19 protein-coding genes are annotated in these 25,706 nt (G+C 55.3%); 11 read left to right on the forward strand and 8 right to left on the reverse strand.

The annotated features are described in order from the left end of the window. Positions 1 to 349: 349 nt before the first annotated feature. Positions 350 to 2,008: a DNA repair protein RecN gene (gene recN, locus JT718_RS11745; RefSeq protein ID WP_205502888.1), complete on the forward strand. Its 1,659-nt coding sequence runs from the start codon at positions 350 to 352 to the stop codon at positions 2,006 to 2,008. Between the two features lie 714 nt (positions 2,009 to 2,722). Further along, positions 2,723 to 3,856, forward strand: coding sequence for a neutral zinc metallopeptidase (locus JT718_RS11750; RefSeq protein WP_205502889.1), 1,134 nt, complete (start codon positions 2,723 to 2,725; stop codon positions 3,854 to 3,856). A gap of 178 nt (positions 3,857 to 4,034) precedes the next feature. On the opposite strand, the gene JT718_RS11755 is transcribed toward JT718_RS11750, so the two are convergent. After that, complete coding sequence (locus JT718_RS11755) at positions 4,035 to 4,403, reverse strand: cupin domain-containing protein (RefSeq protein WP_205502890.1); 369 nt, start codon at positions 4,401 to 4,403, stop codon at positions 4,035 to 4,037. 6 nt (positions 4,404 to 4,409) lie between these two features. Next, on the reverse strand, positions 4,410 to 4,658 hold the full coding sequence (locus tag JT718_RS11760) for a Kazal-type serine protease inhibitor domain-containing protein (protein WP_205502891.1): 249 nt from the start codon (positions 4,656 to 4,658) through the stop codon (positions 4,410 to 4,412). A gap of 257 nt (positions 4,659 to 4,915) precedes the next feature. Between JT718_RS11760 and JT718_RS11765 the strand changes: the two genes are divergently transcribed. Both JT718_RS11765 and JT718_RS11770 read left to right on the forward strand, forming a co-directional pair. Beyond that, complete coding sequence (locus JT718_RS11765; RefSeq protein ID WP_205502892.1) at positions 4,916 to 5,203, forward strand: YtxH domain-containing protein; 288 nt, start codon at positions 4,916 to 4,918, stop codon at positions 5,201 to 5,203. 127 nt (positions 5,204 to 5,330) lie between these two features. Then, on the forward strand, positions 5,331 to 5,870 hold the full coding sequence (locus JT718_RS11770) for a YtxH domain-containing protein (protein WP_205502893.1): 540 nt from the start codon (positions 5,331 to 5,333) through the stop codon (positions 5,868 to 5,870). Between the two features lie 1,088 nt (positions 5,871 to 6,958). Here JT718_RS11770 and lysS read toward each other — a convergent pair. The 3 genes from lysS to JT718_RS11785 form a co-directional block, all read right to left on the reverse strand. Next, the gene (gene lysS / locus JT718_RS11775) at positions 6,959 to 8,488 is read right to left on the reverse strand and encodes a lysine--tRNA ligase (RefSeq protein WP_205502894.1); all 1,530 of its coding nucleotides are present in this window, start codon (positions 8,486 to 8,488) and stop codon (positions 6,959 to 6,961) included. A 50-nt stretch (positions 8,489 to 8,538) separates the two neighbouring features. Beyond that, the gene (locus JT718_RS11780; protein WP_205502895.1) at positions 8,539 to 8,898 is read right to left on the reverse strand and encodes a hypothetical protein; all 360 of its coding nucleotides are present in this window, start codon (positions 8,896 to 8,898) and stop codon (positions 8,539 to 8,541) included. A gap of 381 nt (positions 8,899 to 9,279) precedes the next feature. Next, entirely contained in the window at positions 9,280 to 10,275 is a 996-nt protein-coding gene (locus JT718_RS11785) for an aldo/keto reductase (RefSeq protein ID WP_205502896.1), read from the reverse strand. A 234-nt stretch (positions 10,276 to 10,509) separates the two neighbouring features. On the opposite strand from JT718_RS11785, the gene JT718_RS11790 reads away from it, so the two are divergent. After that, positions 10,510 to 10,977, forward strand: coding sequence for a hypothetical protein (locus JT718_RS11790; protein WP_205502897.1), 468 nt, complete (start codon positions 10,510 to 10,512; stop codon positions 10,975 to 10,977). Positions 10,978 to 11,091: 114 nt separating this feature from the next. Here the strand turns inward: JT718_RS11790 and JT718_RS11795 are convergent, their stop codons facing one another. Next, positions 11,092 to 12,126, reverse strand: a complete 1,035-nt coding sequence (locus tag JT718_RS11795; protein ID WP_205502898.1) for a hypothetical protein — start codon at positions 12,124 to 12,126, stop codon at positions 11,092 to 11,094. A gap of 347 nt (positions 12,127 to 12,473) precedes the next feature. Here JT718_RS11795 and JT718_RS11800 point away from each other — a divergent pair, with 347 nt between their 5' ends. The 5 genes from JT718_RS11800 to JT718_RS11820 all read left to right on the forward strand — a co-directional run bounded on the left by JT718_RS11800 (position 12,474) and on the right by JT718_RS11820 (position 21,630). Then, positions 12,474 to 13,562, forward strand: coding sequence for a T9SS type A sorting domain-containing protein (locus tag JT718_RS11800; protein WP_205502899.1), 1,089 nt, complete (start codon positions 12,474 to 12,476; stop codon positions 13,560 to 13,562). 318 nt (positions 13,563 to 13,880) lie between these two features. Continuing rightward, positions 13,881 to 17,216, forward strand: a complete 3,336-nt coding sequence (locus JT718_RS11805) for a T9SS-dependent choice-of-anchor J family protein (protein ID WP_205502900.1) — start codon at positions 13,881 to 13,883, stop codon at positions 17,214 to 17,216. Positions 17,217 to 17,349: 133 nt separating this feature from the next. Next, positions 17,350 to 19,065: a gamma-glutamyltransferase gene (ggt, locus tag JT718_RS11810; RefSeq protein WP_205502901.1), complete on the forward strand. Its 1,716-nt coding sequence runs from the start codon at positions 17,350 to 17,352 to the stop codon at positions 19,063 to 19,065. A gap of 353 nt (positions 19,066 to 19,418) precedes the next feature. After that, complete coding sequence (locus JT718_RS11815) at positions 19,419 to 20,324, forward strand: PorP/SprF family type IX secretion system membrane protein (protein WP_205502902.1); 906 nt, start codon at positions 19,419 to 19,421, stop codon at positions 20,322 to 20,324. A 142-nt stretch (positions 20,325 to 20,466) separates the two neighbouring features. Beyond that, complete coding sequence (locus JT718_RS11820; protein ID WP_205502903.1) at positions 20,467 to 21,630, forward strand: trans-sulfuration enzyme family protein; 1,164 nt, start codon at positions 20,467 to 20,469, stop codon at positions 21,628 to 21,630. A gap of 90 nt (positions 21,631 to 21,720) precedes the next feature. Here JT718_RS11820 and JT718_RS11825 read toward each other — a convergent pair whose 3' ends face one another. Further along, positions 21,721 to 23,829, reverse strand: coding sequence for a carboxy terminal-processing peptidase (locus JT718_RS11825; protein WP_205502904.1), 2,109 nt, complete (start codon positions 23,827 to 23,829; stop codon positions 21,721 to 21,723). A 331-nt stretch (positions 23,830 to 24,160) separates the two neighbouring features. Between JT718_RS11825 and JT718_RS11830 the strand changes: the two genes are divergently transcribed. Beyond that, on the forward strand, positions 24,161 to 25,000 hold the full coding sequence (locus JT718_RS11830) for an energy transducer TonB (protein WP_205502905.1): 840 nt from the start codon (positions 24,161 to 24,163) through the stop codon (positions 24,998 to 25,000). A 142-nt stretch (positions 25,001 to 25,142) separates the two neighbouring features. Here the strand turns inward: JT718_RS11830 and JT718_RS11835 are convergent, their stop codons facing one another. Continuing rightward, on the reverse strand, positions 25,143 to 25,682 hold the full coding sequence (locus tag JT718_RS11835; RefSeq protein ID WP_205502906.1) for a hypothetical protein: 540 nt from the start codon (positions 25,680 to 25,682) through the stop codon (positions 25,143 to 25,145). Positions 25,683 to 25,706 lie beyond the last annotated feature (24 nt).

Below are 25,706 nucleotides of genomic sequence, written 5' to 3' on the forward strand. Positions count from 1 at the left end.
ACATCCGTGCTTGGCTTGGCCGTATTTACCTCCCTGACTTAGGGTTAGAGCTATTGGCATTTGTTCTCTATTTTGTACATTCGGTTTGCGCCAGGTGCTGAAAGCGGGGTGAAAGAATTAACGCAGGGTAGGCAGGGCGGAGAACTCTGTTCCAGGGGTATTGGTTTACTTTATACTCCAGGGCACGTACAGAAGAGGGCAAGAGAAGAACCTGGTCCGGGTTTGGCCAAGCAGTCTCCCGGGAATAAATTTTTGGCTATATTTATTAGTTGTGGAAACTAAATAAATTAGCATCTTTGTCTATTGGAGTACATCAACACAACAAACCAGATAGAGGCATTCCTACCTTATGCTCGTAGATCTTAAGATAAAAAATTACGCCTTAATTGAGCAGCTAGAGCTGCAGCCTTCGCCGTTGCTGAACATCATTACCGGTGAAACGGGAGCCGGTAAATCCATCATGCTGGGCGCCATTGGGTTGCTGCTGGGGAACCGCGCAGATTCCAAACTGCTGTTCAACCAGAACGAGAAGTGCGTGATTGAGGGCTCCTTTGATATTGCCGAATACAACCTGCAGGGTTTCTTTGAAGAGGAAGACCTTGACTATGAACCCGTGAGCTTGCTGCGCCGGGAGATCAGCCCGAGCGGGAAATCACGCGCCTTCGTGAACGACACGCCGGTCACGCTGGAACAGCTGCGCCGCATTGGCGATCAGCTCATGGACATTCACTCGCAGCACGACACGCTCCTGCTGGGTGACCCGGCGTACCAGTTGAACATCCTGGACTTGTACGCCCAGAACGAGGCGCTGCGGACCCAGTACGGCACCGCGTACCGCACCTACCGCAAACTGGAGCGCGAGTACAAAGACCTGGAAAACCAATTGGCCCAGTCGCAGAAAGAGCTGGACTATAATACCTATTTGCTGAACGAGCTCTCTGAAGCCAACTTACAGGCCGAGGAGCAGGAAAGCCACGAGGTAGAACTGAAGCAACTGGAGCACGCCGAGGAAATAAAACTGAAGCTGAGCCAAGCGTTGCAATACATCTCTGAGAGCGAGTACAACGCGGCCAGTGCCCTGAAAGACGCCAGCCATCTGGTGGGGCAGGTAACCGAGTACGGCGAAAGCTTCCAGACCCTGAAAGAGCGCCTGGACAGCTGCCTCATTGAACTGAACGACATTGCCGGCGAACTGGAAGATGCCGAGCGCAAAACCGAAGCCGATCCGCAACGCGCCGAGCAACTGCAGGAGCGCCTGGATTTGATTTACACGCTCCAACGTAAGCACCAGGTACGCACCGTAGAGGAGTTGCTGGCCCTGCAAGCCGAACTGGAAGTAAAGGTAGGCAGCGTCCACAACCTGGATGCCGCCATTGAGAAAACCAAGAAAGCTCTGACCGCCGCTTTGCAGGAAGTGGAAGCCCGCGCCCAGGAATTGTCTGAGAGCCGTACGCGCGTGTTCACTACCTTCCAGGATGAACTGCACAGCCTGCTTTCTGAACTAGGCATGCCGAACGCCCGCGTGGTGATAGAGCACAAAACTGCCGCTCCGGCTCCAACTGGTATTGACGTGGTCAACATCCTGTTCAGCGCGAACAAAGGCGCCGCGCCGCAGACCCTGAGCAAAGCTGCCTCGGGTGGTGAGTTCTCCCGCCTCATGCTCTGCGTGAAGTACCTACTCGCCGACAAAACCGCGCTGCCCACCATTATCTTTGATGAGATTGACACCGGTATCTCCGGCGAGATTGCCGTGAAAGTGGGTAAAATGATGCAGCAGATGTCGCAGAAGCACCAGTTGATCTGTATCTCGCACTTGCCGCAAATGGCCGCCCAAGGCGATACGCACTACTTCGTCTTCAAAGAAGACCGCGCCGATAGAACCATCAGCCGCATCCGGCAACTGAGCCACGAGGAGCGGGTGGTGGAAATCGCGCAGATGATTGCCGGAGCCAATCCGTCAGAAAACGCTTTCCAGAGCGCGAAAGAATTGCTGGCCCTCAGTGCCTGAACAAATGCTTGCCTTTAACCGGTCCAGTTCCTGTGGGGTTTGCACCCGCTAAGGGAAACCTTAGTGAAAAAAGCGTTGCCCCGTCACCAGGCTTTCTTGTAAGCCCTGTGACGGGGCAACGCTTTTTTCAATTGCGTCTAAGCTTGCTGTAAGCCTTGGCTGACCTGCAGGAAAATGAAGCCATAACAAAGCAGCAACCTACCACCATCTGCGACCCACTTTCGTTTAATTCTGCAAACTGTTAAGATCGGGTTTTTGATGCCTTTTCAAGTTTTCGCCCCCAAAACGGGATGGAGGCTGAGAGAGGGCCTGCCTGGTCACGTTCCAAGTTTGTTAGCCCGCCTTTTCCGTGGGGTTTTCACGATCCACGATGCACAGGGGCTCCTCCGCTTGCGGGTAGAAGCACCCACAAAGCTGGCGGCACACTTTCTCAGTTCCTTTAAAACCAGGTCTCTTTTACTGCAGAGCCAAGCAAGACGTGTGCGTAGGAATGTTTCTGTAATTTAATATTAACTATATTAAATATAACTAAAATTTTAAAGGTGTAGCTCAATGTTCTTAAGAAAGTAAGCAGTTCTGGATTGCTTTAGTGATATTTATTCTCTAATTTAAATCTAAGTTCAAAAAAAGGCACTTATCGCACACTGGTAAGTCGCTGTAAATCAATATTCTTTTTAATACTTCTTATTTTATTCACTACACCTTTACCCCTCCATGAAAAAATCAAAATTCGCTCTGATGTGCCTTGCCTTAGGCTTTGCCACCGCTTCCTGTGAAAACGAGCTGGAAAACCTGGGGCTGCAGTCCACTTCCCAATCGCAGAACGTAGGCGTGGCGTCTACCTCCGGGCAGGACATCCCCCAAATTCTGGCACTCAAAACGCCCACAGGCTTCACCCCGCTGGGGGAGAACCTCAGAAATTTATTGGTGAACAAGGCGGTAAGCCCCAGCGAATGCGGGCCCACGGAGTTTGTGGCCGTGCAGAACCGGCAACTCACACCCTTGCTGAACAACCTGTTCTCGCTGTTCGGAACGCAATACGCCAGTATCTTCTACCTGTACATGGACCTGAACCTGTACTCTGCCTACTTTGACACCTCTGCTAAGCAGTATTTTGGGAAGAGCGGCGAATACACCAACCTGGTGGCGAAAAGAAAAAGAGACCTGGAGGCGTTCTGGGACATGCCTAACCAGATTCAGATCAATGGGCAGCACACGGCCACCCTCAATGACCGCGAAAAACTGGCAGATGTGTATGAAATTGTGGGCGCAAACGTGAACACCAGGGAAGATGCGTACAGAGCCGCCGACCAGATCCTGGCCCTGAATGCCCTGTCACCCTATCTTCCTGAGTCGCCTTTCTTTGCCATTGACGGGTTTGCCACTACTTACCGCAACCTCATTGTGATAGGAGACGGACTGGTGGAGTTATTGACCGAGACCGGCCTGGAGGCCGACATTGTCTGGACCGGTATCCTGGCGCACGAGTGGGCGCACCAGATCCAGTTCAAGAACATGGGTGCCTGGTACCCCGGTGGGGCCGCCAAAGATCCGGTCGAGGCCACCCGCTACACAGAACTGGAGGCCGACTTTATGGCCGCGTACTACATGACGCACAAAAGAGGCGCCACTTTTAACAGCAAGCGCGTAGAACAGTTCTTCTCCCTTTTCTTCCAGATTGGTGACTGCTCATTTGCCAGCTCTGGGCACCACGGTACACCGGCGCAACGGATGGCCGCCGCCCGCCTGGGCTTTGAGTTAGCCGACCAGGCCCAGAAACAAGGCCACATCCTAACTCCGCAGCAGGCGCATGAAGTGTTTGTTTCCAGAATAGGAACCGTGCTTTAATGAACCAGGAATTCTTGTCCCGTTTAAGAGCCGATTTATCGGGACAGAAGTAAATCCATAAAACAAAGATCCCTTGTCAGTCTAGACTGGCAAGGGATCTTTGTTTTAGGTGGCCTGAACAGGGGTTGCAGGGAGAGGGGAGCCGCCAGGTTCCTCCGGGAGGGAAAAGGTGCTCTGCTTAGTCCTCGCGGTTCACGGTGTTGATATCAAAGGCGGGCACGCACACAGACCAGTACTCGCATTCCTCGTCAAACGGGTTGGAGTACCTAACCCGTACCCCGGCCTTGAGGTGCAAGGTCTGCCCCGCCGAGAGGATAACGGGCTCGCCCTCAATCTCAATCTGTTTCCTGCCGCGCAGCACAATGGTGACCTCGTCAAACTCAGGGGTTTGGTGCGGTTCGCTCCAGTGGGGAGGGGCCACCATGTGAGCCACGCTGAACGCCTCGGTGCGGGTGCTGGCTAGCCCAAAATGTTCCTCAATGAGTTTGCCGTCGGTGGTGGGCACCCGGTAAGGAGCCGTTTGCAGGTAATATTTTTTTTCGCTCATGGCCAATTAGTTGTTAGTGCTTTTGGTGGCGCATTCTCCCTTGGTGTAAGAAGTCACTCCCTTGGTCTCTGCCGTGCAGGCGTTGCCGTAGGTCTTGCCATCGCAGCCGCACACCGGGTCATATTGCATGGTGCAGGCGCGTTCATTGTCAATCTTGGCGGGGTCTATGCAGGCAGAGGCGGTTTGCTGGTTACTCTTGCAGCCGAAGGCGCACAAGGCCAGGCAGAGGGCAGGGGCAAAAAAGTATTTTTTCATAGTGGTAGTTGCTTGGTGAAATATACGTAAATAGAAATACAGTATCTATGCCCCGCCTCGCCCAGGTTGTTTTAGGCACAATTTTCAGCAAATAGGGGAAAACCAGCTAACCCCTGTCTCATATATGCGTACATTGTATATATGCGTTATAATATATAGTTATTGTTTAGCATATTGCCCTGGCAACCGCCGTCGTTCTATAGATCGTGGGTTGCCAACAAGTAACCGTTACACAAACCCTTATTTTTTTAATTACTATGAAAACCGAAAATTCTAAAATCTTGATTGCTGCTGCTGCAGGAGCTGCTGCTGGTGTGGTTGCGGGTATCTTAATGGCCCCAAGCAATGGCAAAGAGTCGCGTGAAGGAATCCTGAGAGCTGCCAGCCAGCTTGCCGATAGCGTAAACGGCCAGATTGCTCCTTACCTGGAGAAACTGAGCGGCTTGTCTAGCATGATGGGTTCATCTGAGGGCAAAAACACCACCTCTACGTCGGTGGGCGCAGACAACACCGCCGGCACCACCGCCGACGGCAACCAGGCCTAAGGGCCACCTGCGTCCTCGCCCAAGACAAAGCTTTACCGGAAAACCAAATGCTTTAGCTACCGTTAAGTAACAGAAAACAAATGTTCTTAGCCGTAACAGACGCACGTACTCCTAAAAAATAGAGCTTATGAAAGACGATAACGGAAAAATAATCCTGGCCATGCTTGCTGGTGCCAGCGCTGGCCTGGTGGCTGGCATCCTGATGGCTCCCGAAAGCGGGGAAGCTACCCGTGGCAACCTGAAAAGATCGGCCTCTAAACTTGGTTCAGGTTTAGGCTCCAAGTTACAAGCCGTTGGCTCCAGCGCCGGATCGTTACTCGGCAGAAAGTCTGGCGGCGGCGACGCAGACGTGGTGAACACCGGTTCCAACACCAACCCAACCTCTCACCTGGCCAACAACCCAACGGGAGGCAATCCTGGTGCCATGACCGGCGACAATGCCCGTGATAACACCACCGGCACCGCCGTCTCTGACGTGGGGGCCGGCATTGACGCCGGCGCCCTGGGGGCCGACGCAGGAACGCTGGGCGCTGACACAGACGCAAATGCTACCACCACATCGGCTGGTACCACCACCGGCGGTACTACCAAGCCCAAGCGGCCCAGCAGAGCCAAAGGCGCCTCCAAAACCGGCAACACCGGCACCGGCACTGATGCCTCTGCCTAACCAAAAAATCTTTGGCATTTCTTGTAACCTTCTGGATACGGGAGCGTTAAAGATAGAAAGTATGATTGGTTAAATAAGAAATTGCTGACCAGATGAAGTAAGCGTAGTTATTTGATGACGTTGAAACTTAAACAAAATTGACCGATAGGTGAAGCTTTTTAAGGGATACGAGAATAGCAGCGTAGTACAGACGAAAGTCACATCAAGGAATAGCAAGTAGAAGTTATTTAACCAATATAGGAAAGCCTTCCCAGTCGGGGAAGGCTTTCTGCTTTTAAAGGCATTCTGTTTTTGGCCTGCTTTTGCAAAAAAACAGAAGTTAATCGGGCAACTCCTGCTGAGAAGAAAGCCGGCTTGTGTTTTTAATCTGTTTATTCCCTTTGTGCTGAAGTAAGGAATGCGTGCGGACACGAGCTGCAAGCTCGCGCCAGCGGGGTAAGCGGAGGCATTGCTTTTGTTTTCGGGCAGTTTTCTAAGAAAGGTTCATGAACACGATTGGCCACACCTTAAGCAACCATTTAAGCAACCATTCTAGGTTGTATAAACTTTAGAGTAGTTTGCTCCCCGCTGCTCCCCCCGCTGGCGCGAGCGTCCCGCTCGTGTCCGCACGCATTTCAGAATAACTTTTGCTTCCTGCGCTTCAGAATTTAGGTATCAAAATTCCTTTGAAAAATAGGCATGACAGTTGGTATCAAGGGTGCTCTCCTCCCTTTTGTCATGCAGAAAGGATCTTGGTGCAACCAGTAGTAGCGCTGGAGTAAACGCCTTTCTAGTTCGCCCACAAGATCTTCCCAAGATGACAGAGAGGGTGGGAAATGCCTTTAAGAGCAGGACTTCCCTTGATTGATGGCCTTTATTTGCAGGTCAACAAGAGGGAACTACCCGGAAAACGTGCGGACACGAGCGGGACGCTCGCGCCAGCGGGGCAAAGCAGAATCATCCCTGATCTGCGTTTTGGCCTCAAGTTTCTTAAAAGTGGCAGAAAACAGGAAGGCCGCTCAAATAAGAGCGGCCTTCCTGTTTTGCGGCGCTGGTGCCCATTAGCACATCAGCACATTCTCTAATTAGCACATTAACAAATCAGCACATTAGCTATCCTGACGGTGCTCTGGCTTCATTTGCGGGAAGAACAGCACATCCTGGATAGAGTGGGAGTTGGTCATAATCATGCTGAGGCGGTCAATCCCGATGCCCAGTCCGGCAGTAGGCGGCATGCCGTACTCCAGGGCACGCAGGAAGTCCTCGTCTAAGACCATGGCCTCGGTGTCACCGCGTTTGCCCAATTCCAACTGCTCCTCAAAGCGGGCGCGCTGGTCAATCGGGTCGTTCAGCTCAGAGAAAGAGTTACAGATCTCTTTTCCGTTACAGATGGCCTCGAAACGCTCTACCAAGCCTTCTTTGCTGCGGTGCTTTTTGGCCAGTGGGCTCATTTCCACCGGATAGTCGGTGATGAAGGTTGGCTGGATCAACTGGCCTTCACATTTTTCCCCGAAGATCTCGTCAATGATCTTGCCTTTCCCGATGTTCGGGTCCAGTTTGATGCCCAGGCTGGTAGCCGTTTCACGCAATTGCGCTTCGTCCATCTCAGAGATGTCAATCTGGGTGAAGTGCTCAATGGCTTCAAACATGGTGAAACGCTTCCATGGGCGGGCAAAGTTGATAACGTTTTCGCCAACCTGAACTTCAGTAGTGCCATGCAGGGCCAGGGCTACACGCTCCACCATTTCCTCCACCAGGTCCATCATCCAGTAGTAGTCTTTGTACGCTACGTACAGTTCTACCTGGGTAAACTCGGGGTTGTGGAACCGGCTCATGCCTTCGTTGCGGAAGTCTTTGGAGAACTCGTACACGCCGTCAAAACCACCCACAATCAGACGCTTCAGGTACAGCTCATTGGCGATGCGCAGGTACAGGGTCATGTCCAGGGTGTTGTGGTGCGTCTTGAACGGACGGGCGGCGGCGCCACCGTACAAGGGCTGCAGGATAGGCGTTTCCACCTCCAGGTAACCACGCTCGTTCAGGTACTCACGCATGGTGTTCACCAGCTTGGTGCGCTTGATGAAGGTATCCCGCACGTCTGGGTTCACCACCAGGTCCACGTAGCGCTGACGGTACCGCAATTCTGGGTCAGAGAAGGCATCATAGACGTGCTCCACGCCGTTCTCGTCTACCTCGCGCTTCACAATTGGCAGCGGTTTTAATGACTTGGCCAGCAATTTAAGCTCAGTAACGTGCACCGAGGTTTCGCCCACCTGCGTTTTGAACACGTAGCCTTTTACCCCGATGAAGTCCCCGATGTCCAGCATCTTCTTGAACACCGTGTTGTAGAGGTCTTTGTTTTCGCCCGGGGCGATGTCATCCCGGGACACATAGATCTGGATGCGGCCGGAGCTGTCCATGAGCTCGGCAAACGAGGCCTTGCCCATGATGCGGCGGCTCATCAGGCGGCCGGCCAGGCTTACCTCCTGGTAGTTGTTCTGCTCTGGACTGTAGTTATCTTTTATTTCCTTAGCCGTGGCGGTCACATCAAAAAGTTCGGAAGGGTAGGGGTTGATGCCCATCTTCTGGAGCTCTTCGCGCTCATGGCGCCGGCGTAGTTCCTGTTCGCTTAATTGCATGGAAACGTTCTTTCAGTGTATTCTATAAATCAACCCGCGAATTTCGGAAATTATTCGCAGACCTGAATAGATGGTGGGGTGATTCCTTGCAATAAGGTTGATTTAGGGCAGATTTTGGGAAAAGAGCCGCTAAATGGAATCTTCTGTGGCTGATGCCCTGGCTTTTCTGTTTGTCTAAGGCTGTATGAGTTGTGCTGCTGCGTCTTTTCCGGTAAGCGCTCACGGCCGCAGGGCCCCGTCTTCCCCTCTCGCACTGCCCTTGCGGCCCACGCGCGCAGTCCGCTCTTAGCAATAGCTATCCAAGGGCCACAGGCGAGGCGCTCCAGAGAAAGACTGGAATGGGTGCGTTTAGCAAAGGCTTTTTGAGGCTGGTAGCGGAAGTTCTGCTGGTAATCACGGATGTTCTGCAAACGTAAACCCACCCCTGCCCCTCCCGGGAGGGGAGTCATCTGCACGAGTAAGGGAATCGCCTTAGCTGTCCTTAGACTTCGGCTTCTGCAATCCATTGGCAAGGTCCACCCTAAAGTAAATGGTTGGCTATGCAACAAAACTCCCCTCCCGGGAGGGGCAGGGGTGGGTACACGTTTGCCCCCACTTTACCGCCTGCTTCAAAGACCTCGTAGAGTCCAGAAGACCTGCAAGCGTCTGCGCCAAATCCTGTTTAGAGGCCATTTCCCGCAAATTAGGCTAAAACCAGAATGCCCGGCTATTCCAGAGATAACCGGGCATTGGGCGAGGGAGTACGTGTTTAGGGGCCGTTTTCATGGAAATGGCCCCTAAATGCATTGAACCTACTTGGATAGATCCAGTTTGTTCAGTTCCTCGGTGATGAAGGAAAGTTCGTCCTGGGTTAACTGCACGGCCATGGCTTTGGCGTTCTGGATGGTTTGCTCGGCGTTGCGGGCGCCCACCAGCGCAATGGTGATGCCCGGCTGCGCGATGGTCCAGCGGAGCACCAGTTGGCCCAAAGTGGCGTTTTTGTCATCGGCCAGCGGTTTAATCTTGTTCAGGAAATTGTTCACCTTCTCCAGGTTGTGGGGTTGGTAAACGGGTAATCCCGCGCGGTGGTCGCCTTCGTTGAAGGGATGGCCGGGCCTGATTTTGCCGGTGAGCAAACCGCGTTCCAGTGGACTGTAGGCCAGAATGGCTTTGTGGTGCTCCAGGCAATACGGTACCACATCGGCCTCAATGCCGCGGTTCACCATGCTGTACGGCACCTGGTTGGAGGCCAGTGTCACGTACTTTTCGGCTTCCTGCATCTGGGCCACGCTGTAGTTGCTTACACCCGCCTGCCGGATTTTCCCTTCCTTGATCAGTTGAGCCACTGTTTCCATGGTTTCCTCAATGGGCGTGGTGGTGTCTGGCCAGTGGATCTGGTACAGGTCAATGTAGTCGGTGCCCAGGCGGCGCAGGCTGTCTTCGCATTCTTTGATGATGCTCTCGCGGCCGGCGTATTTGTAGATATCGATGGGGTTGCCCTGGTTGTCTTCGCTCTTCATGGCGAAATCACCTTTGGCCAGGTCCCAGCGCATGCCGTATTTGGTGAGAATCTGCACTTTGTCGCGCGGAATGCCTTTGATGGCTTCGCCCACTATTTCTTCGCTCAGGCCCTGCCCGTAAATGGGGGCAGTATCAATGGACGTCATGCCGTGGTCATACGCGGCTTTGATGGCGTCAACGGCTTCCTGGCGCTCGGTTCCGCCCCACATCCAGCCGCCCGCGGCCCAAGCCCCGAACGTCAACACCGATACTTCCAGGTCAGATGCTCCTAATTTTCTAAACTCCATAGGTCTAATAGTTAAAGTAAAACGCTGAATCAGGTGGCCGCTCTGGCAGAGCAGCCCAGATTCTCTTACGTAGGCCAAAGAAAAGGATTCCATCTTGCTTTTGGGCCAGGCTACCTGGTAGAATAGGGTATACCAGGTGGCTTGGGAAAGCAGGCTGACCATAGGGTAATCTGCACACTAAATTAGACCCTCAAGGGGCTTTCGCCGTTAAAGGCAAGAGTCAATTGCTTAACTATGAAATGTGAACTCAGCCTGGTATTTGAGGAGAACGACGGAACACTTCGGTGGATTTTCAACATTCTCATTTACGCCCACCAGATCAGCGACCCGCAGGTGCGCAAGATGTTACAACCCACGTTGAAGGAATTTCTGCACAAACGCAGCTACCAGGAGGTGATTCGGCTGGCCGAAACGGACATTGACGAAGGAGCCTTTGTGCGCGACTACCTCAAGCAGAACCTCATTAAGTTCAACGCCACGCAGGTGCGGGTGAAAGGGGAGAAGGTGAAAGCCATGTGTTTCACCATTGAACAGGCCGGCCACATGCAGGCCGCCGCCGATCCGGAGTCGGTTGACCCTGAGGTGCTGGCCTTGTTTGAGGGCCATGAGTTAAAACTCCAGCAGATCAGGCACTGTGCCATTGAGGCCCTGAAGGAGGCCGGGGCCAAGGGCGTGCAGATTGAGCGGTTCAGCCATGAGTAAGGCAGGGCCAATCTGTTTTAGGGCCATTTTAGCCCAAACTGCTCGAAAACAAGGGACAAAAAACGCAAAAGCCGAACGGTCTGGAACCATTCGGCTTTTTTTGGTGAGTAGAGGTTATGCCGCCGCCGAAAGTTGCAGGGTGGGGCCTTCGGTGAACAGGGGCTCTACCTGTTGGTGCAACCGTTGCTCAACAAAGCTGTTGCGCAGGTGCTCTGGCAGTTCGGCCGCCAGTTTGCGGTATTGCTCAAGGCCCATGGCCTGCGCCACGTAGCTTTCATGCAGTCCGTTCAGGTAACTCACAATGGAGAGCAGGCTCTCATGGAACAGCTTAAAGTCAATCTGGGCCTCCACAAAACGGTCAATCTCCTTCTGGGTAGACGAAATGCGCAGGCGGCTCAGCAGGTCAAACAAGGTGGTGTAGCCCATGCGCCAGGTAATCTGCTGCCAGTGCTGCGCCGACCATTTATCCAGGATCTGCCCCGTCTTAGCGCTCCTGATGGCCGTGGCCGGGTTGCTCTGTACCTGCTGCCTGATGGCGTTGGCGGTTAGCTTTCTGGTGGTGCGCAGAAACTGGCCAATCTGGGCCTGGGCCTCAATCTCTTTGCCGGCAATCTGTAGGCTGGGTTTGTACCCGGCCAAGGGAAGGCGGTGGATGCTGAAGTCGGGGTAGGCGCCAGCGGCATAGAAGCCCACGGCTCTTGGATAGGCATTCTTCACCACCAGTCGGCCCGCCTCTCTTCTGATGGCCGCCTCATTGTTGGTCTTCACGCCCAGGGTGTACAGGAAAGCCTGCAACCCCGCGAAGATAGAGTAATAGGCCTGCGGAAACGTCCAGTGCAGGGCATTGCGCAGGTAGGTTTCATCGCCCAGTTCGGCGGTGGCGCGCAGCGCATACTCGGTACTCCAGCAGTTGTGCAGGATTCGGGTAAGGGCTTGCAGGTCCTGCTCGGTTACGTTTGCGGTGTGTTGCCGAAAAAAGACATGGTTTCGCAGGCCAGCTTCCTCGGCGCTATGGTTGATATGGTAGTTGATGGCAAAAAAATAGTTCAGGAACACTTGTGCCGGGATGGATTTTCGCCAGGCAGAATCCTGTGGTTTTTGCTCTTCCTGAAAGAGCGGAATCACATTTTCCTCTAAAACTTTCTTCATACATTTTAAACACCTTTTCTGGTGTTTGGGTTGCATTTTGCTGTATTTTTATAGGTGTGTAATATACTGTAATACAATGTGTTATATAATAATTTTGGCGAGTTTTAGGTAGGGTGTGAACCTCAGATTTCGGGGTGAAAAAACTAAGGTTCGGGCAGTGGGGACGGGCTCTCCACATAGGGGGGCATAGCCGAAAAGAGCAAAAAAATGAAAACTTAACCTGCGCTTGATGTGGCGTGTTGGGGTAATCACTACTTTTGCCCATCGGCTCGCATGGTGAGGATACAAGGGAATGTTAGTTGCGAAGACCCGTTACCAATTGAAATTTCAAACTAACCTTCACTTTTATGCTTAAACCTTTACAAAAAGTAAGTTTGCTTCTGATTGCTGGCCTGGGACTTGGAAGTGTAAGTGCCTCCGGACAGACTTTTTACGAGCCGTTCAACGGTACTGGTACCGTTGGCGGGGCAGATGCCACTACCGCTGGTGCCACAAGTAACGGATGGACCACGCACAGCCCTTCTCCTAGCAATACAAGTTCCGGTACAACTGGTGCCATTTCCATAGAAACCGGAAGTTTAACCTATGCCGGCTTAGCGCCTGCCGTAGGTAACAAAGTATTGCTTCCTGGAACAAACTCTACCGTAAGCCGGGATATTAATGCAGATGTGTCTGCGGTGACTGGTACAGCTACCACCGCGTATTTTTCTGCGCTAGTGAACGTAGTAGATGAAACACAACTCACCGAGGCCGGTGATTACTTCATGCATTTTGGTAATGATGCGGGAGCCGCAAACACTAACCTTTTCGCACGGTTGTTTGTGAAAAAGACGGCTACGGGGTATCGTCTGGCTATCCAGAATATCTCAAGCGGCACTCCTACGCAAACGGAGTACCCTTTAGATCTGGTATTTGGAACTACGTATTTGGTGGTTGTCAAGTACGAGATCAAGACGGGCAATGACATGGCAACGCTCTGGGTTAACCCAACCTTGGGAGCAACGGAACCTGAAGGAGGCGCTACCAATGAGAGCGGAACCGGTACAGGCGCCACCAGATTTCAATCAATCAACCTACGGAACGGATCTGCCACTCCTAAAGCCTACGTGGATGAGATTAGAGTAGGAACTACCTTTGCTTCGGTCACCCCGGGGCCCCTAAGCGTGAAAGAGTTTGCCGCAGGTAAAATCAGCCTTTCCCCCAACCCCACCGCGGGCGCCACAAAATTGACCCTGCCGGCCAATTTCCCCGGCAAAGACAAATTGGCGATGACCGTGTACGGCTTAGACGGCAAGGTGCTCCTGCAGGCTGCCGGCAATGAGCAGGCAATCAATGCCCAATTAAACGCATCGCTTGGTAAAGCGGCAGCCGGTGTCTACCTCCTCAAAGTAGAAGGCGGCGGGCAAACGTACCAGACCAGAATAGTGAAGCGCTAACCTGCGGGCCTTTACCGCCCAAAGGTGCATACATGCAAGCCCCCGGACACCTAGTTCGGGGGCTTTTTTGTGCCGGCTTTTAGGGAGGGAGAGAGCCATCGTTTTGGGGCTGTTTTTCTGAGAATAAGTCTAAAATAAATTTCAGTTTACTATTGAAATAATGCTATGTACAAAGGGCGGATGGGACAATGATTATTCATGTGCTCATAACAAGTAATATCTGGGGTTTGAGTACTTTTGAGGAAAAGTTCAATTAGCGGGAGTCTGATCCGGAGGGTGATGAGGCTACCCGTTGCTTAATTCTAAAGCCTTGTGTTTATGGTGAAACATGTACAAAAAGTAAGCCTGTGCCTTGCGGCGGTGCTATGGTTCTATAGTGGTGCGGCCTGGGGACAAATCAAGCTTTCCGGGGGGAGCTACCAGGAAACGTTTGACGGAATGGGAGCGTCGGGTACCGCTTTGCCGACGGGTTGGCAGGCGCAACGCCTGGCAGGAACCGGCACCCCTGGTGAACACCTGACCCCACAGGTAACCGATGGAAGTTCCAGTAGCGGAGCCGTGTATAACGTGGGCACCAACGCTGCAACAGACCGGGCCTTGGGCACCTTGGCCTCCGGTTCCACCATTCCGGCGTTTGGGGCGAGCTTCGCCAACACCAGCGGCTCAGACATCACCAAGCTGGAGGTAATGGGCGTGATGGAGCAGTGGAGAACGGGCACCAGCAACAGCGCCCTGGAAACCGTAGCCTTTGAATACAGCACCAATGCCACCAGCCTCACCACCGGTACTTGGACGGCAGTAACCTCCCTTGACCTGGTAGAAAAAGTCACCGGGTCCACCGAGAGCAAACCTGTAAACGGCAATGATGCGGCCCACAGGACCGAAATCTCCGGCACTCTCACGCTAAAGCTCGCAACCGGCAGCACCGTTTGGTTCCGCTGGAAAGACGCCAATGATGTAGGGTTTGACGGCATCTATGCCCTTGATGAGGTACAGGTAATTCCCACGTATACAGGGGTAGACAAAGCCGCCCCCGTGGTTTCTGTCACCAGCCCCGCCCACGGGGCCACCAACGTACCCACCCAGGTAGACGTCCAGTTCACCTTCAACGAGCCGGTACAGGCAGGAACCGGGCAAATCTCCTTTGCCTGGCAGGGGGGCAGTCTCTCCCGCAGCGCCTCCGACCCCCAGATCCTGTACAACGGGAACAAGGTCACTCTCCAGGGAGTGCAGTTACAGCCAGAGGTTTCCTATGCTGTCACCATTGATGCCGCGGCTTTTCAAGACGAGGCCGGCAACTTCTTTGGGGGCATAGCGCCCGGTGCCTTTGCTTTCACTACTTCTGCCACGGCCACGCCCGTGCTGGCTACCAGCGCTGGTTCCCTCGCATTCCCCCTTACCCAGGTAAGCAAGTACTCAACGGGTATGGAGTACGACCTCTCAGCGCAAGGTTTGCAGGAGGCGGTCACCATAACCGTAACCGGGCCTTTCCAGATCTCCAAGACCAAGGAGGAAAACGCCTTCGGCACCGCGCCCCTAACCTTTACGCCGGCCCAGTTGGCGGCAGCCCAGAAGGTGTACGTGCGGTTCAACCCATGGGCCACCACGGGGAACACCGGCACCATCACGCACCAAACCGCGGGCGGACGCACCGTGACCGTTTCCCTCACGGGCGCGGCATTCAACCCTGCTGCCCAAAACTTTGAGGCCTGCGGAACGGACTTGCCCGGCGGGTGGACGCAGGTGAGTGTCACCGGGCCGCAAAGCTGGGGCTGTACCACCTACGGCCGAACCGGCAATGCCGTGCAAATGAACGGGTACGGCGGCGGCAACCAGCAGAACGAAGACTGGTTAATCTCGCCGGCGTTAGACCTTGCCACCGGGTACCAGTTCCCCGTGCTTTCCTTCTGGTCCAGAACGGCGTATGCAGGGCCTTCCCTGCGCCTGATGGTTTCCACCAACTACAGCGGAACCGGTAACCCCCTCGCCGCCGGGGTAACCTGGACCCAGGTAAACGGCCTGTTCCCCGAGGCGGCCACCGACACCTGGACCGAATCCAAAGACATCAACCTGGTCCGGTTCAAGGAACCGAAGGTGTACATCGCCTTTGTGTACAACTCCACCACCAGTGCTGCCGCCAGGTGGACCCTGGACGACTTTGAGGTGAAAAACTCTCCGGTGGCCCCGCCGGCCCTGGTGGCTTCAACCCTGAATGTGCTGGCCGATCAGGATTTCGGACTGGTGAACCCGGGCGCCACGGTGGACAAGACCTTTACCTTCTCCATTGAGAACCTTGCCTCAGGCGTGACCCTGCAGGTTCCTGCCCCCTTCAGCCTCTCCAAAAACGGGACTGACTTTGCCGCTACGCTGGCCTATACGCAGGCAGAAGCCGCCGTCGGGACCTTCACCGTTCGGTTTACCGCCCCAGACGCCCCCAACAAGGCCTACGCCGGGCGCGTGACCTTCAAGGCAGATAACCTTGACCAGCAGATAGGGTACCTTACCGCCTCGGTGCTCAACAAAGACAACACCTTTGATGTGGTCACCTGGAACATTGAGTGGTTTGGTTCTGCGGCCAACGGGCCGGGCAACGAGGAACTGCAGAAAGCCAACGTGAAAAAAGTGATAGAGGCGCTGGATGCCGATGTGTATGCCTTCCAGGAGATCTCAAACGCAGAAGCTTTTAACAGCCTGAAGGCCCTATTGCCGGCCTACGACGGGTTTATGTCGTCCTACTCCTCCAACACCCAGGAGGTGGCCTTTTTCTTCAAGAAAGCCACCGTTTCTGAGGTAAAGCGCCAGTACCTGCTAAAGGGGGTAAGCGGCATCAACAACTTCTGGGCGAGCGGCAGGTATCCGTACCTGCTAGAGGTAGACGCCACCGTAAACGGTACCACCAAGCGGCTCCACCTCATCAACATCCACGCCAAGGCCAATGATAGCGGCACCCCGGAAGAAGCACTGGCCGCCTACAACCGCCGCCAAGATGATGTGCGCGTGCTGAAAGACTCCTTGGACGCTCACTTCCCTTCTGCCAGCATCATCATGCTGGGCGACTACAATGACGACGTAGACGTTACCGTGGCCGATATCACCAGCACCACTGCGTCTACCTACCAGGCGTTCGCCCAGGATGGAGCCCGGTACACGTTTGCCACCCTGCCGCTGAGCCAGGCCGGGCTGCGGTCTTACGTGGCCCGTGAAAACGTGATTGACCACATCATGTACTCCAATGAACTGGCCGACTTCTACATTGCCAACTCCGCGCGCATCGTGATCCCGTTTGCCGCTGTGGGGGCAACCACGCCAGACGGCTACACCACCACTACGTCAGACCATTTGCCTACCATTGCCCGGTTCAACCTCAATGGTCCGTTAGGCGTGCTGGAAGACAGTTGGGCCGCCGGTTTCAGGGTGTACCCCAACCCTTCAAAGGGAGCCGTGACGCTCAAACTGCCCGCCCACCCGGCCGCGCAGAAGTTGAGGCTGACCTTGTACTCCGTTCGGGGAGAAGTAGTGCTGGAGGTCACCGGTACGGAACAAGGCATCAGTGAGCAGCTTTCCCGTAAGCTGGGGGTGGTTGCCTGGGGCCTCTACCTGGTGAAGGTGCAGGCGGGTACCCACACCTACCAGGCCAGGCTCCTGAAAGACTAAGCAAATCACCTCTGTAACGCAAAAGCCTGCCAGCCTCCCGCTGGCGGGCTTTTTTTATGCCCCAATATTTCTTTACTTACCAGCCGGTAGCCTCTATTTTAGGCCCATTTTTCTAAAAACTGCCCCAAAACCCATGAAGAAGACCTCCCTTGCGCCCCTGTTGTTGCTATGGCTTATCTGGAACCTGACCGGTTGTAAACCAACCGACAAAGCGACGGGCTCCCGGGAGCAGGAAATAGGAGTAACCGGCAAGCGGGGCATGGTGGTTTCGGCGCACCCCGAGGCTTCCCGCATAGGGTTGGAGATCTTGCAGCAGGGCGGCAATGCGTATGACGCGGCGGTGGCCACCGGGTTTGCCCTGGCCGTGGCCTACCCGGTGGCGGGCAACATTGGCGGCGGCGGATTCTTGGTGTACCGCAAGCAAGACGGTGAAACCGGAACCCTGGACTACCGGGAAAAAGCCCCCAAAGCCGCCTCCCGCGACATGTACCTGGATGCCCAGGGCAACGTGATGCAGGATGCCAGCACACTGGGGCACCTGGCCGTGGGCGTACCCGGTGCGGTAGACGGCCTGGTGGCCATGCACCAGAAGTTGGGGAGCCTGCCCTGGGCGCAGGTGGTGCAGCCCGCCATTGACCTGGCCCGCCAGGGTGTGGTGCTCACCGAGCGGGAAGCCCGCTTGCTCAACCAAGGCCGCCCCGACTTTCTCAAGGCCAACAAGTTCACGCCCCATGTGGTAAAAGATACACCCTGGCAGAAAGGAGACGTGCTTCCCCTGCCTGAGCTGGCGCGTACCCTGGAGCGGATCAGGGACAAGGGCCGGGCCGGCTTCTACGAGGGCGAAACCGCCGATCTGCTGGTAAAGGAAATGGAGCGGGGCGGCGGCATCATCAGCCATCAGGATTTAGAAGAATACCAGTCGGTGTGGCGGCCGGCGATCACGGGCACTTACCGGGGCTACAAGGTCATTTCCATGCCACCTCCCTCCAGCGGCGGAATTGCCCTGTTGCAACTGCTGAAAATGGTGGAGCCGTTTAACCTGAGTGCCTGGGGATGGCAGCAGCCCAAGACCGTGCACCTGGTGGTGGAGGCACAGCGCCGCGTGTACGCCGACAGGGCCGCCTACCTGGGTGACCCCGATTTCTTCAAGGTTCCGGTGGTCTCGCTGCTTGACCCAGACTACCTGAAGACAAGAATGGCTACCTTTGACATGGAACAGGCCACCCCGTCTACCCAGGTGCAGGAAGGCCAATTGCTGGCCCGGGAAAGTGACCAAACCACCCATTACTCCATTGTGGACCAGTGGGGGAACGCCGCCTCGGTGACCACCACGCTTAACGGCAACTACGGCTCCAAAGTGGTGGTAGAAGGGGCCGGGTTCATCCTGAACAACGAAATGGACGATTTCAGCGTGAAGCCCGGCGTGCCCAACATGTTTGGGCTCATCGGCGGCGAGGCCAACGCCATTGCCCCGGGCAAGCGCATGCTCAGTTCCATGACGCCCACTATCCTGGAGAAAGACGGCAAACTGTTCATGGTGGTGGGTACGCCCGGCGGCTCCACCATCATTACCTCGGTGTTTCAGACCATCCTCAACGTGGTAGACCACGGCATGGGCATGCAGCAGGCCGTGGCGGCACCCCGTTTCCACCACCAGTGGCTACCCGACCGCATCCAGCCGGAAGCCCAGGCCCTTTCACCTCAGGTGCGGGAGGCGCTCCAGAAAAAGGGCCATGCCCTGCAGGACAGAGCCAGCTATGGCGCGGTAGATGGTATCCTTAGGCAAAAGAACGGCAGTTGGGAAGGCGGGGCAGACCCCAGGGGCGACGACACAGCCTTGGGGTATTAAGCGCTTCCCATTCAAATAATCCATTTTTGCTATATTCTTCCCTTCACCCCCGCATAGGGGTGAAGAAGAACATTTATGTCTTTCCTATACCAGAAAGGCTGTTGCTGTTTCTGGCCTGTTTTTATAATAAAGATGCAAAAAGTGAGTTTAGGAGAAGAATGCAGTAGGTTGTTTATCAGTTGGTTAAGAGTTGGGGCTTGCACAACTGAACTTTAGGTTACATTTTTGATGAACTTTACTGGAAAGCAGGTAGTTGTTGCAACATCTGTTAACTATACAAGAATCCAGAAAGCGCAGCCTATACGTCAACTTATCAAACAACTACTTTAAATCCCTTTATTAACTACTCTACAATGAATCTGAAGCAGATTGCTGCTGTTGGCTTGCTATTGCTTGTTGCCAGCATTTCCCAAGCCCAGGTGACCCCGCAACGCATGGTGGTGCCCCGCTTGTACCAGCAAAACTATTTTTACCTGAACCCGGCCTTCGCGGGTGCTGAAGGCAGAAGGGAATTCGGCTTGAACGGTCACCTGAACTCCCTTAACGGAAAATCATCCTCGGCTCCTTTGTCGGTGATTGCGCATTACCAGGGGTATGTGAGCAATGAAAACCCCAACGGCATTGGCGTGGTGGCCATGTACGACCAGTTTGGTCCTTATTGGCTGGGCAAGCTGGGCTTCACGTATGCCAAGCGCTTCCGGTTAGGCGAGCAGAGCAGCCTTGCCTTTGGGGCGCAGCTGGCCGCCGAGTACATGAACGTGGACCTGGCCGAGATGACCCGTACCCAGGAGCGGAAAATGGTGGGCCATGACAACGACCTGCGGCCCGATATTGACGCCGGTATGTGGTTGAAGATCCGCAATTTCTACGCGGGCGGTACGGTGGCCAGCATTCTGCAGCCTACCTACAACCTGGTGGAGAATGCCGAGCACGAAGGCATCAGGGAGCTGTTGGTAACGGCTGGCTACAAGTTCGCGTTTGCGCCTGAGTTTAGCCTTACGCCCTCGGTGCTGATGACCAAGCCCCTGAAAGGCGGCGACCAGGAGTACCACTTCGGGGCCATGGCCAACGCCAAGTTCCTGACCGGCGGGGTGACGTACCGCGGCCAGTTTGACAAAGTAGCGCCCTGGACGGTAAGCGCCGGCGTGAACATCAAAGACAACCTGCAGCTGACCACCTCTTATGACATTACCAAGCAAACTGCCGGCATGGCCAAGCCAGACGCCCAGGTAGAAGCCAACCTGCGCATCCGTTTTTAAGCTGTTTTTGCAAAAATATCCCGGAAAGGGCTTGCCAGATGGTAAGCCCTTTCTTTTTGCCCGGGACCGTGACGCCGCCGTAACACCGCTATAACTTTAGCCCGCAGGCAGAGTAGAAGAGGGATACAGCAACTTTCTTGGTATGGATCTCTCATATATCCTGAACGAGCTCGGGGAAGACCGGGCAGGTTACTTCCAGGCGGTGGCTCCGCCCATTCTCCAGACCTGCAACTTCGCCAGCCAGACCGTGGGCGAAATGCGCCACAAACTGCAGCACGAAACAGAGGCCCACTTTTACACCCGGGGCAAGAATCCTACGGTGGCCATGCTGGAAAAGAAGATGGCTGCCCTGGAGGGCACCGAGCAGGCCCTTGGGTTTGGGAGCGGCATGGCCGCCGTGGCCGCCGCGGTCTTGTCGCAGGTAAAGGCGGGCGACCACGTGGTGTGCGTGAAAAGGCCCTACACCGGCACCAACAAGCTCATGCGCCAGTTCTTGCCCCGTTTTGGGGTGGAAGTAACCCTGGTAGACGGCACAGATGCCCGCAACTTTCTACAGGCCACGCGCGCGAACACCGCCTTGTTTTACCTGGAGAGCCCTAATTCCTTCCTGTTTGAGCTGCAGGACATCAGGGCCATCACCGCCTTCGCGCGGGAGCGAAACATCTGTACCGTGCTGGACAACAGCTTCGCCACGCCCCTGTTCCAGAACCCGGCGGCCATGGGCGTGGACCTGGTGGTGCACTCGGCCACCAAGTACATAGGCGGGCACAGCGACGTGTTGGGCGGCATTGTCTGCGGCTCGAGGGAGCGCATCTACAAGATCTTCTCGGCTGAGTACACTACCCTGGGAGCGGTGCTCTCGCCCCACGATGCCTGGCTGCTCCTGCGCGGTCTCCGCACCCTGCCCCTTCGGATGGAGCGCGTGGCCCAGACCACCCGCCGGGTGGTGGCTTACCTGCAGCAGCGGCACGAGGTGGCCGAGATCATCTGGCCTTTCCTGCCCGAGCATCCGCAGTACTACCTTGCCAGGAAACAGATGCGCAACAACACCGGGCAGTTCACCATCCGGCTGCAGGCCGATACCCTGGAGCAGGTGGAGAAATTCTGCGACAGCCTGCAGCACTTTCTCATGGCCGCTTCCTGGGGCGGGCACGAGTCCCTCATTTTCCCCATGGCCGCCGCGTACACGCCCGGAGGGTTCAAGCCCTCGTTGCCGTTTACGCTCATCCGGTTTTACATTGGCCTGGAGGACGCCGACTACCTGATCAGGGATCTGGACCAGGCGTTTGCCAAAATGAATGCGTAACGGTTTAGGGGCTTTTTTCAGGAAAAGGCATAAAAAACGCCACTACGTAGGGTAGTGGCGTTTTCTTTTGGGCGATGGTCTTTCTTGAGCTTACAGGCCGCTTCGCAGGATGGTCACCGCCTCCTGGATGTACAGGTCTTTCTTGGCGTTGCGGGTGAAGGCCTGGAAACGGGCGGTAGCGGCGGTGTCGCCGGCTAGCTTAGTCACGTCTGGCTTCAGGGTGGCTACGTCCAGCTGCGGGATGTTCTTGCGGAGCGTCTCCAGTTTCTTGGATTCCTGCTGGTTGCGGCGCTCTTCGGCCAGGTACGTGCTCAGTTTGAGGGAACGCGTGGTGTTCTCGGTTCGCTCTTTCAGGCGCAGCGCGTTGTCGTTGATCAGCTTGAACGTTGGGCTGGTCTCAATTCGGGCCTTGGCAGACACCTTCAGCTTTTCAATGGGGAAGTTGGCGGAGTTCCAGGCGTTGAACTTGGCCGGCTGAATCTCATCGAATGGAAGGGCGTAGTCCTGCTCCTTCTCGCCGTACTTGAGGTAGGTGTAGGTGTCTGGCAGCACCACGTCTGGCGTTACCCCGCGCAACTGCACGGTTTTTCCGCTCACGCGGTAGTATTTCTGGGTGGTCAGCTTTAAGTGGCCCAGGGGTTTCACGGCGTCAAAGGAAGCCGGTAACACCTGGTCCAGGTCAAAGAATTGCTGTACCGTGCCTTTGCCGTAAGTGGAGCTTCCTACAATGAGCCCGCGCTTGTAGTCCTGGATGGCGGCGGCCATGATCTCAGACGCCGAGGCGCTGTTCTCGTTCACCAGTACCACCAGCGGACCACCGAACTGCACCTGCGCGTCACGGTCTTCCAGCACCGCGGCCGGGCCGTTGGCCGATTTTACCTGCACCACCGGACCAGACTTGATGAACAAGCCCACCATGTCTACCACATCTTGCAGGGAGCCCCCGCCGTTGTTCCTGAGGTCCAGGATAATGCCCTGGGCGTTCTCGGCTTTGAGTTTCTCCACCTCGGCGGCCACGTCTTTGCCGCTGTTGCGTCCGCCCTGGTTTTTAAAGTCGGCGTAGAAGGCGGGCAGGTGAATGTACCCAATGGGCTTCTGGCCTTTGATCATGAGGGATTTGGCATAGCCTTCCTCGCGCACCACCACGTCTCTGATGATGGAGATCACGCGCATGGTGCCGTCTACTTTTTTCACATGCAGGCGCACTTCGGTGCCTTTTTTTCCCCTAATGAGCGACACGGCCTTGTCAATGCGCATGCCCTGGATGTCTACCGGTGGCTGGTTGCCCTGGGCCACTTTCAGGATCACGTCGCCGGGTTTCAGCTCGCCCTGCAGGTAAGAGGGGCTGCCCGGAGTAATCTCAGATACTTTGATCACGCCGTCTTTCTCCTGCAGTAAGGCGCCAATTCCCTCTAAACGGCCCGAAAACTCATAGTCAAAGTCTTCTTTTTCTTTGGGCGCGTAGTACTCGGTGTGCGGGTCATAGATGTTGGCGAACGAGTTGAGGTAGGAAGACCGCCAGTCTTCATTCTCCAGCTGGCTCATGCGCTTGAACAGGTCATCATAGTTCTCGCGCAGTTTCTTGCGGGCGTCGGCCTCAATCTCCTGCTGGCTTTTCTTGGGTTCTTTAGCGGCCACCGAATCGGCCTTTTCCTGGCTGTCAATAGCATCGGCTACCCTAATGAGGGCCTGGTACTTGAGGTATTTGCGCCATTCCTCCTTCAGCTCGGCGGGGGAGGAGGCAAACTTCAGCTTCTCGGGCTTCACCTCAATGGTTTCCTCGGTGCTGAAGTCAAAAGGCTTGTCCAGGATTTCCTTGTAGTAGCCCTCGGCCTCTTTCAGGCGCTTCTGGAAAATGCCCATAGACAGGTCAAAGAACTTGAACGAGCCGTTCTTGAACTCATCGTCCAGTTGGGTCTGGTAGGCCATGAGCTGGTTCACGTCTGACTGCAACAGGAACTTCTTGTTGTAGTCCAGGCGCTCCAGGTACAGGTTAAAGGCCTTTTTGGAGAAATTATCGTCTAGGCGCTCAGGCGAGTAGTGGGCTGAGCTAAGCCCCTGCACCAGCACCTTGGTGAGTACTTCGTTTTTCTGGTCCCGTAAAGCGCCGTCTGTCTCCAGGAGCTTGTAGGAGGCAATGCCGAACACCACAGAGGCGGCAGTACCGTACGTTACCAGTTTTGTCTTTAATGAAAACATATACTTGTCTGTAGTAAGGTCAGTAAGTGAGTATACAAAAGTAGTGCCTGAATTCCAGGGGCATCAATCACTTAAACGTACACCCGCTCTAGAAAGGTGTAGCCGTAATGATATAATTTACAAAAGAATTGCAAGTAAGCAGAACCTTTCAGTTAAGGTACTTTTCAGGCCTCTTTTTTTTAACAAAGAAAGGCTGAAGTTTGTTTCTGGTTGATTTTCAGGGGCAAAATAACCTGAGGCAGTTTAAGGATTTTACGGGGCCTTTGTGGAATCTGAGACCGGGCGGCATCTTGGGGGAAAGAGCATCTACCTTTCACCTAACGCAAACGCCATGGAAACCAACCCTACCTACGCCGCCTCCTTAGATGACATGATTTTTGAGGGCCGCAACAAAGCCTACGGCGCGTACGTGCTGCGCCGGATCTACCACCAGCACCTGAGCCGGGCGATTTTGTACGCCATTGGGCTGTTCCTGGCCGGCTTTCTGATCCCGTTGGTGGGCAACCTGCTGCGCGACCATCCGCCCCTGAGTGCAGCCCCCAAAAAGGCCGGGCCGGTGCGCATGATCTCGGTGGTGCTCCCGCCGCCGGTAGAGCCCGTGGAGCCCGTGAAGGCCACCCCACCGGCCGGTGCCCCCAAGCCCGCAGGACCTACCGTTCGCAACACCACCCTCAAGGTGGTGGAGGACACCAAGCCCGTCACAGATCAAGTGCCCACCCAGGAGGAACTGGCCACCGCCGCGTCTGGGCTTACCACCTCCCCCGGCGACGGAAGCAGCGCCCCCGACCTTACAGCCCCGGGCTCCGGCCCAGGCCTGGGTACCGAAGAAGGGGAAGGAGCCGCCCCGGCCAAGGTGGAGCCGTTCATCAGCGTGGAGCACATGCCCCAGTTTGAGGGAGGCCTGCCCCAGTTGATGGCGTTTATTGGCAAGCACCTGCGCTACCCCAAAGCGGCCCAGCAGCACGGGGTGGAAGGAACGGTAGTGGTGAGTTTTGTGGTGGCCGCCACCGGCGAGGTCACCGATGTACAGGTGCTCAAGGGCCTGGGGTACGGCACCGAAGAGGAAGCCCTAAAGGTCATCCAGAAGTTGCCCCGCTGGAAACCCGGCAACCAGAACGGCCGGGCCGTGCCGGTGCGAATGACCCTGCCCATCCGGCTGGAGCTGAAGTAAATGGGAGGGGCGAGCCTGCCGTTTTGGACCAGATTCTGCCAAAACCGCCCTGAAACAGGAAAGCTACGTCAAACCTACCCCATCAAAAAAGCCCCTCCTCAGTAAAGAGAAGGGGCTTTTTTTGCGGAGGAGTGTCTATCCCTTACCGGTAGATGTGCTCACCGCGGCTGGTGCGCCACTCATTCTCAAAGTAGTCGGCGTCTTCGTTGGAGCGCGGCGTCACGCCCATCACAATATTTCCTTCTTTGATGCCAGACTCATAGACCTTGGCTCTGTCTTCAGGAATTCCGGAACCTACCAGGGCACCCAGCAAACCGCCAGTCAAGCCACCGGCCCCGGCACCGGCCAGACCAGCCGCCAACGGACCGGCAATGACCAGTCCTAATCCTGGCAAGGCCACCGACGTACCAATGGCGGCAATGGCCCCCACAATAGCCCCCAGGGTACCCCCAATGGCAGAACCTGCACCGGCTCCTTCCAGGGCTTTGCTGCCCAGCTCAGTGTCATGGTCACCATCTGCGAAGTGGCGCTTGCGGGCATCATCGCTCATGATCACGTTAATGTCATCTTTGCTGTAACCGCGGCTGTGCAGGGCATTGTACGCACGCTCGGCGCTGTCTCTATCTCTGAACATGCCTGTCATCATGCGGGAGTTGTTGGTGTTTCCGGTGTGATTTTCCATAGTTCGTTGTTTAATGTTTAGCAG

The sequence above is a fragment of the Rufibacter psychrotolerans genome (genome assembly GCF_016924645.1).
GTDB lineage: Bacteria > Bacteroidota > Bacteroidia > Cytophagales > Hymenobacteraceae > Nibribacter > Nibribacter psychrotolerans.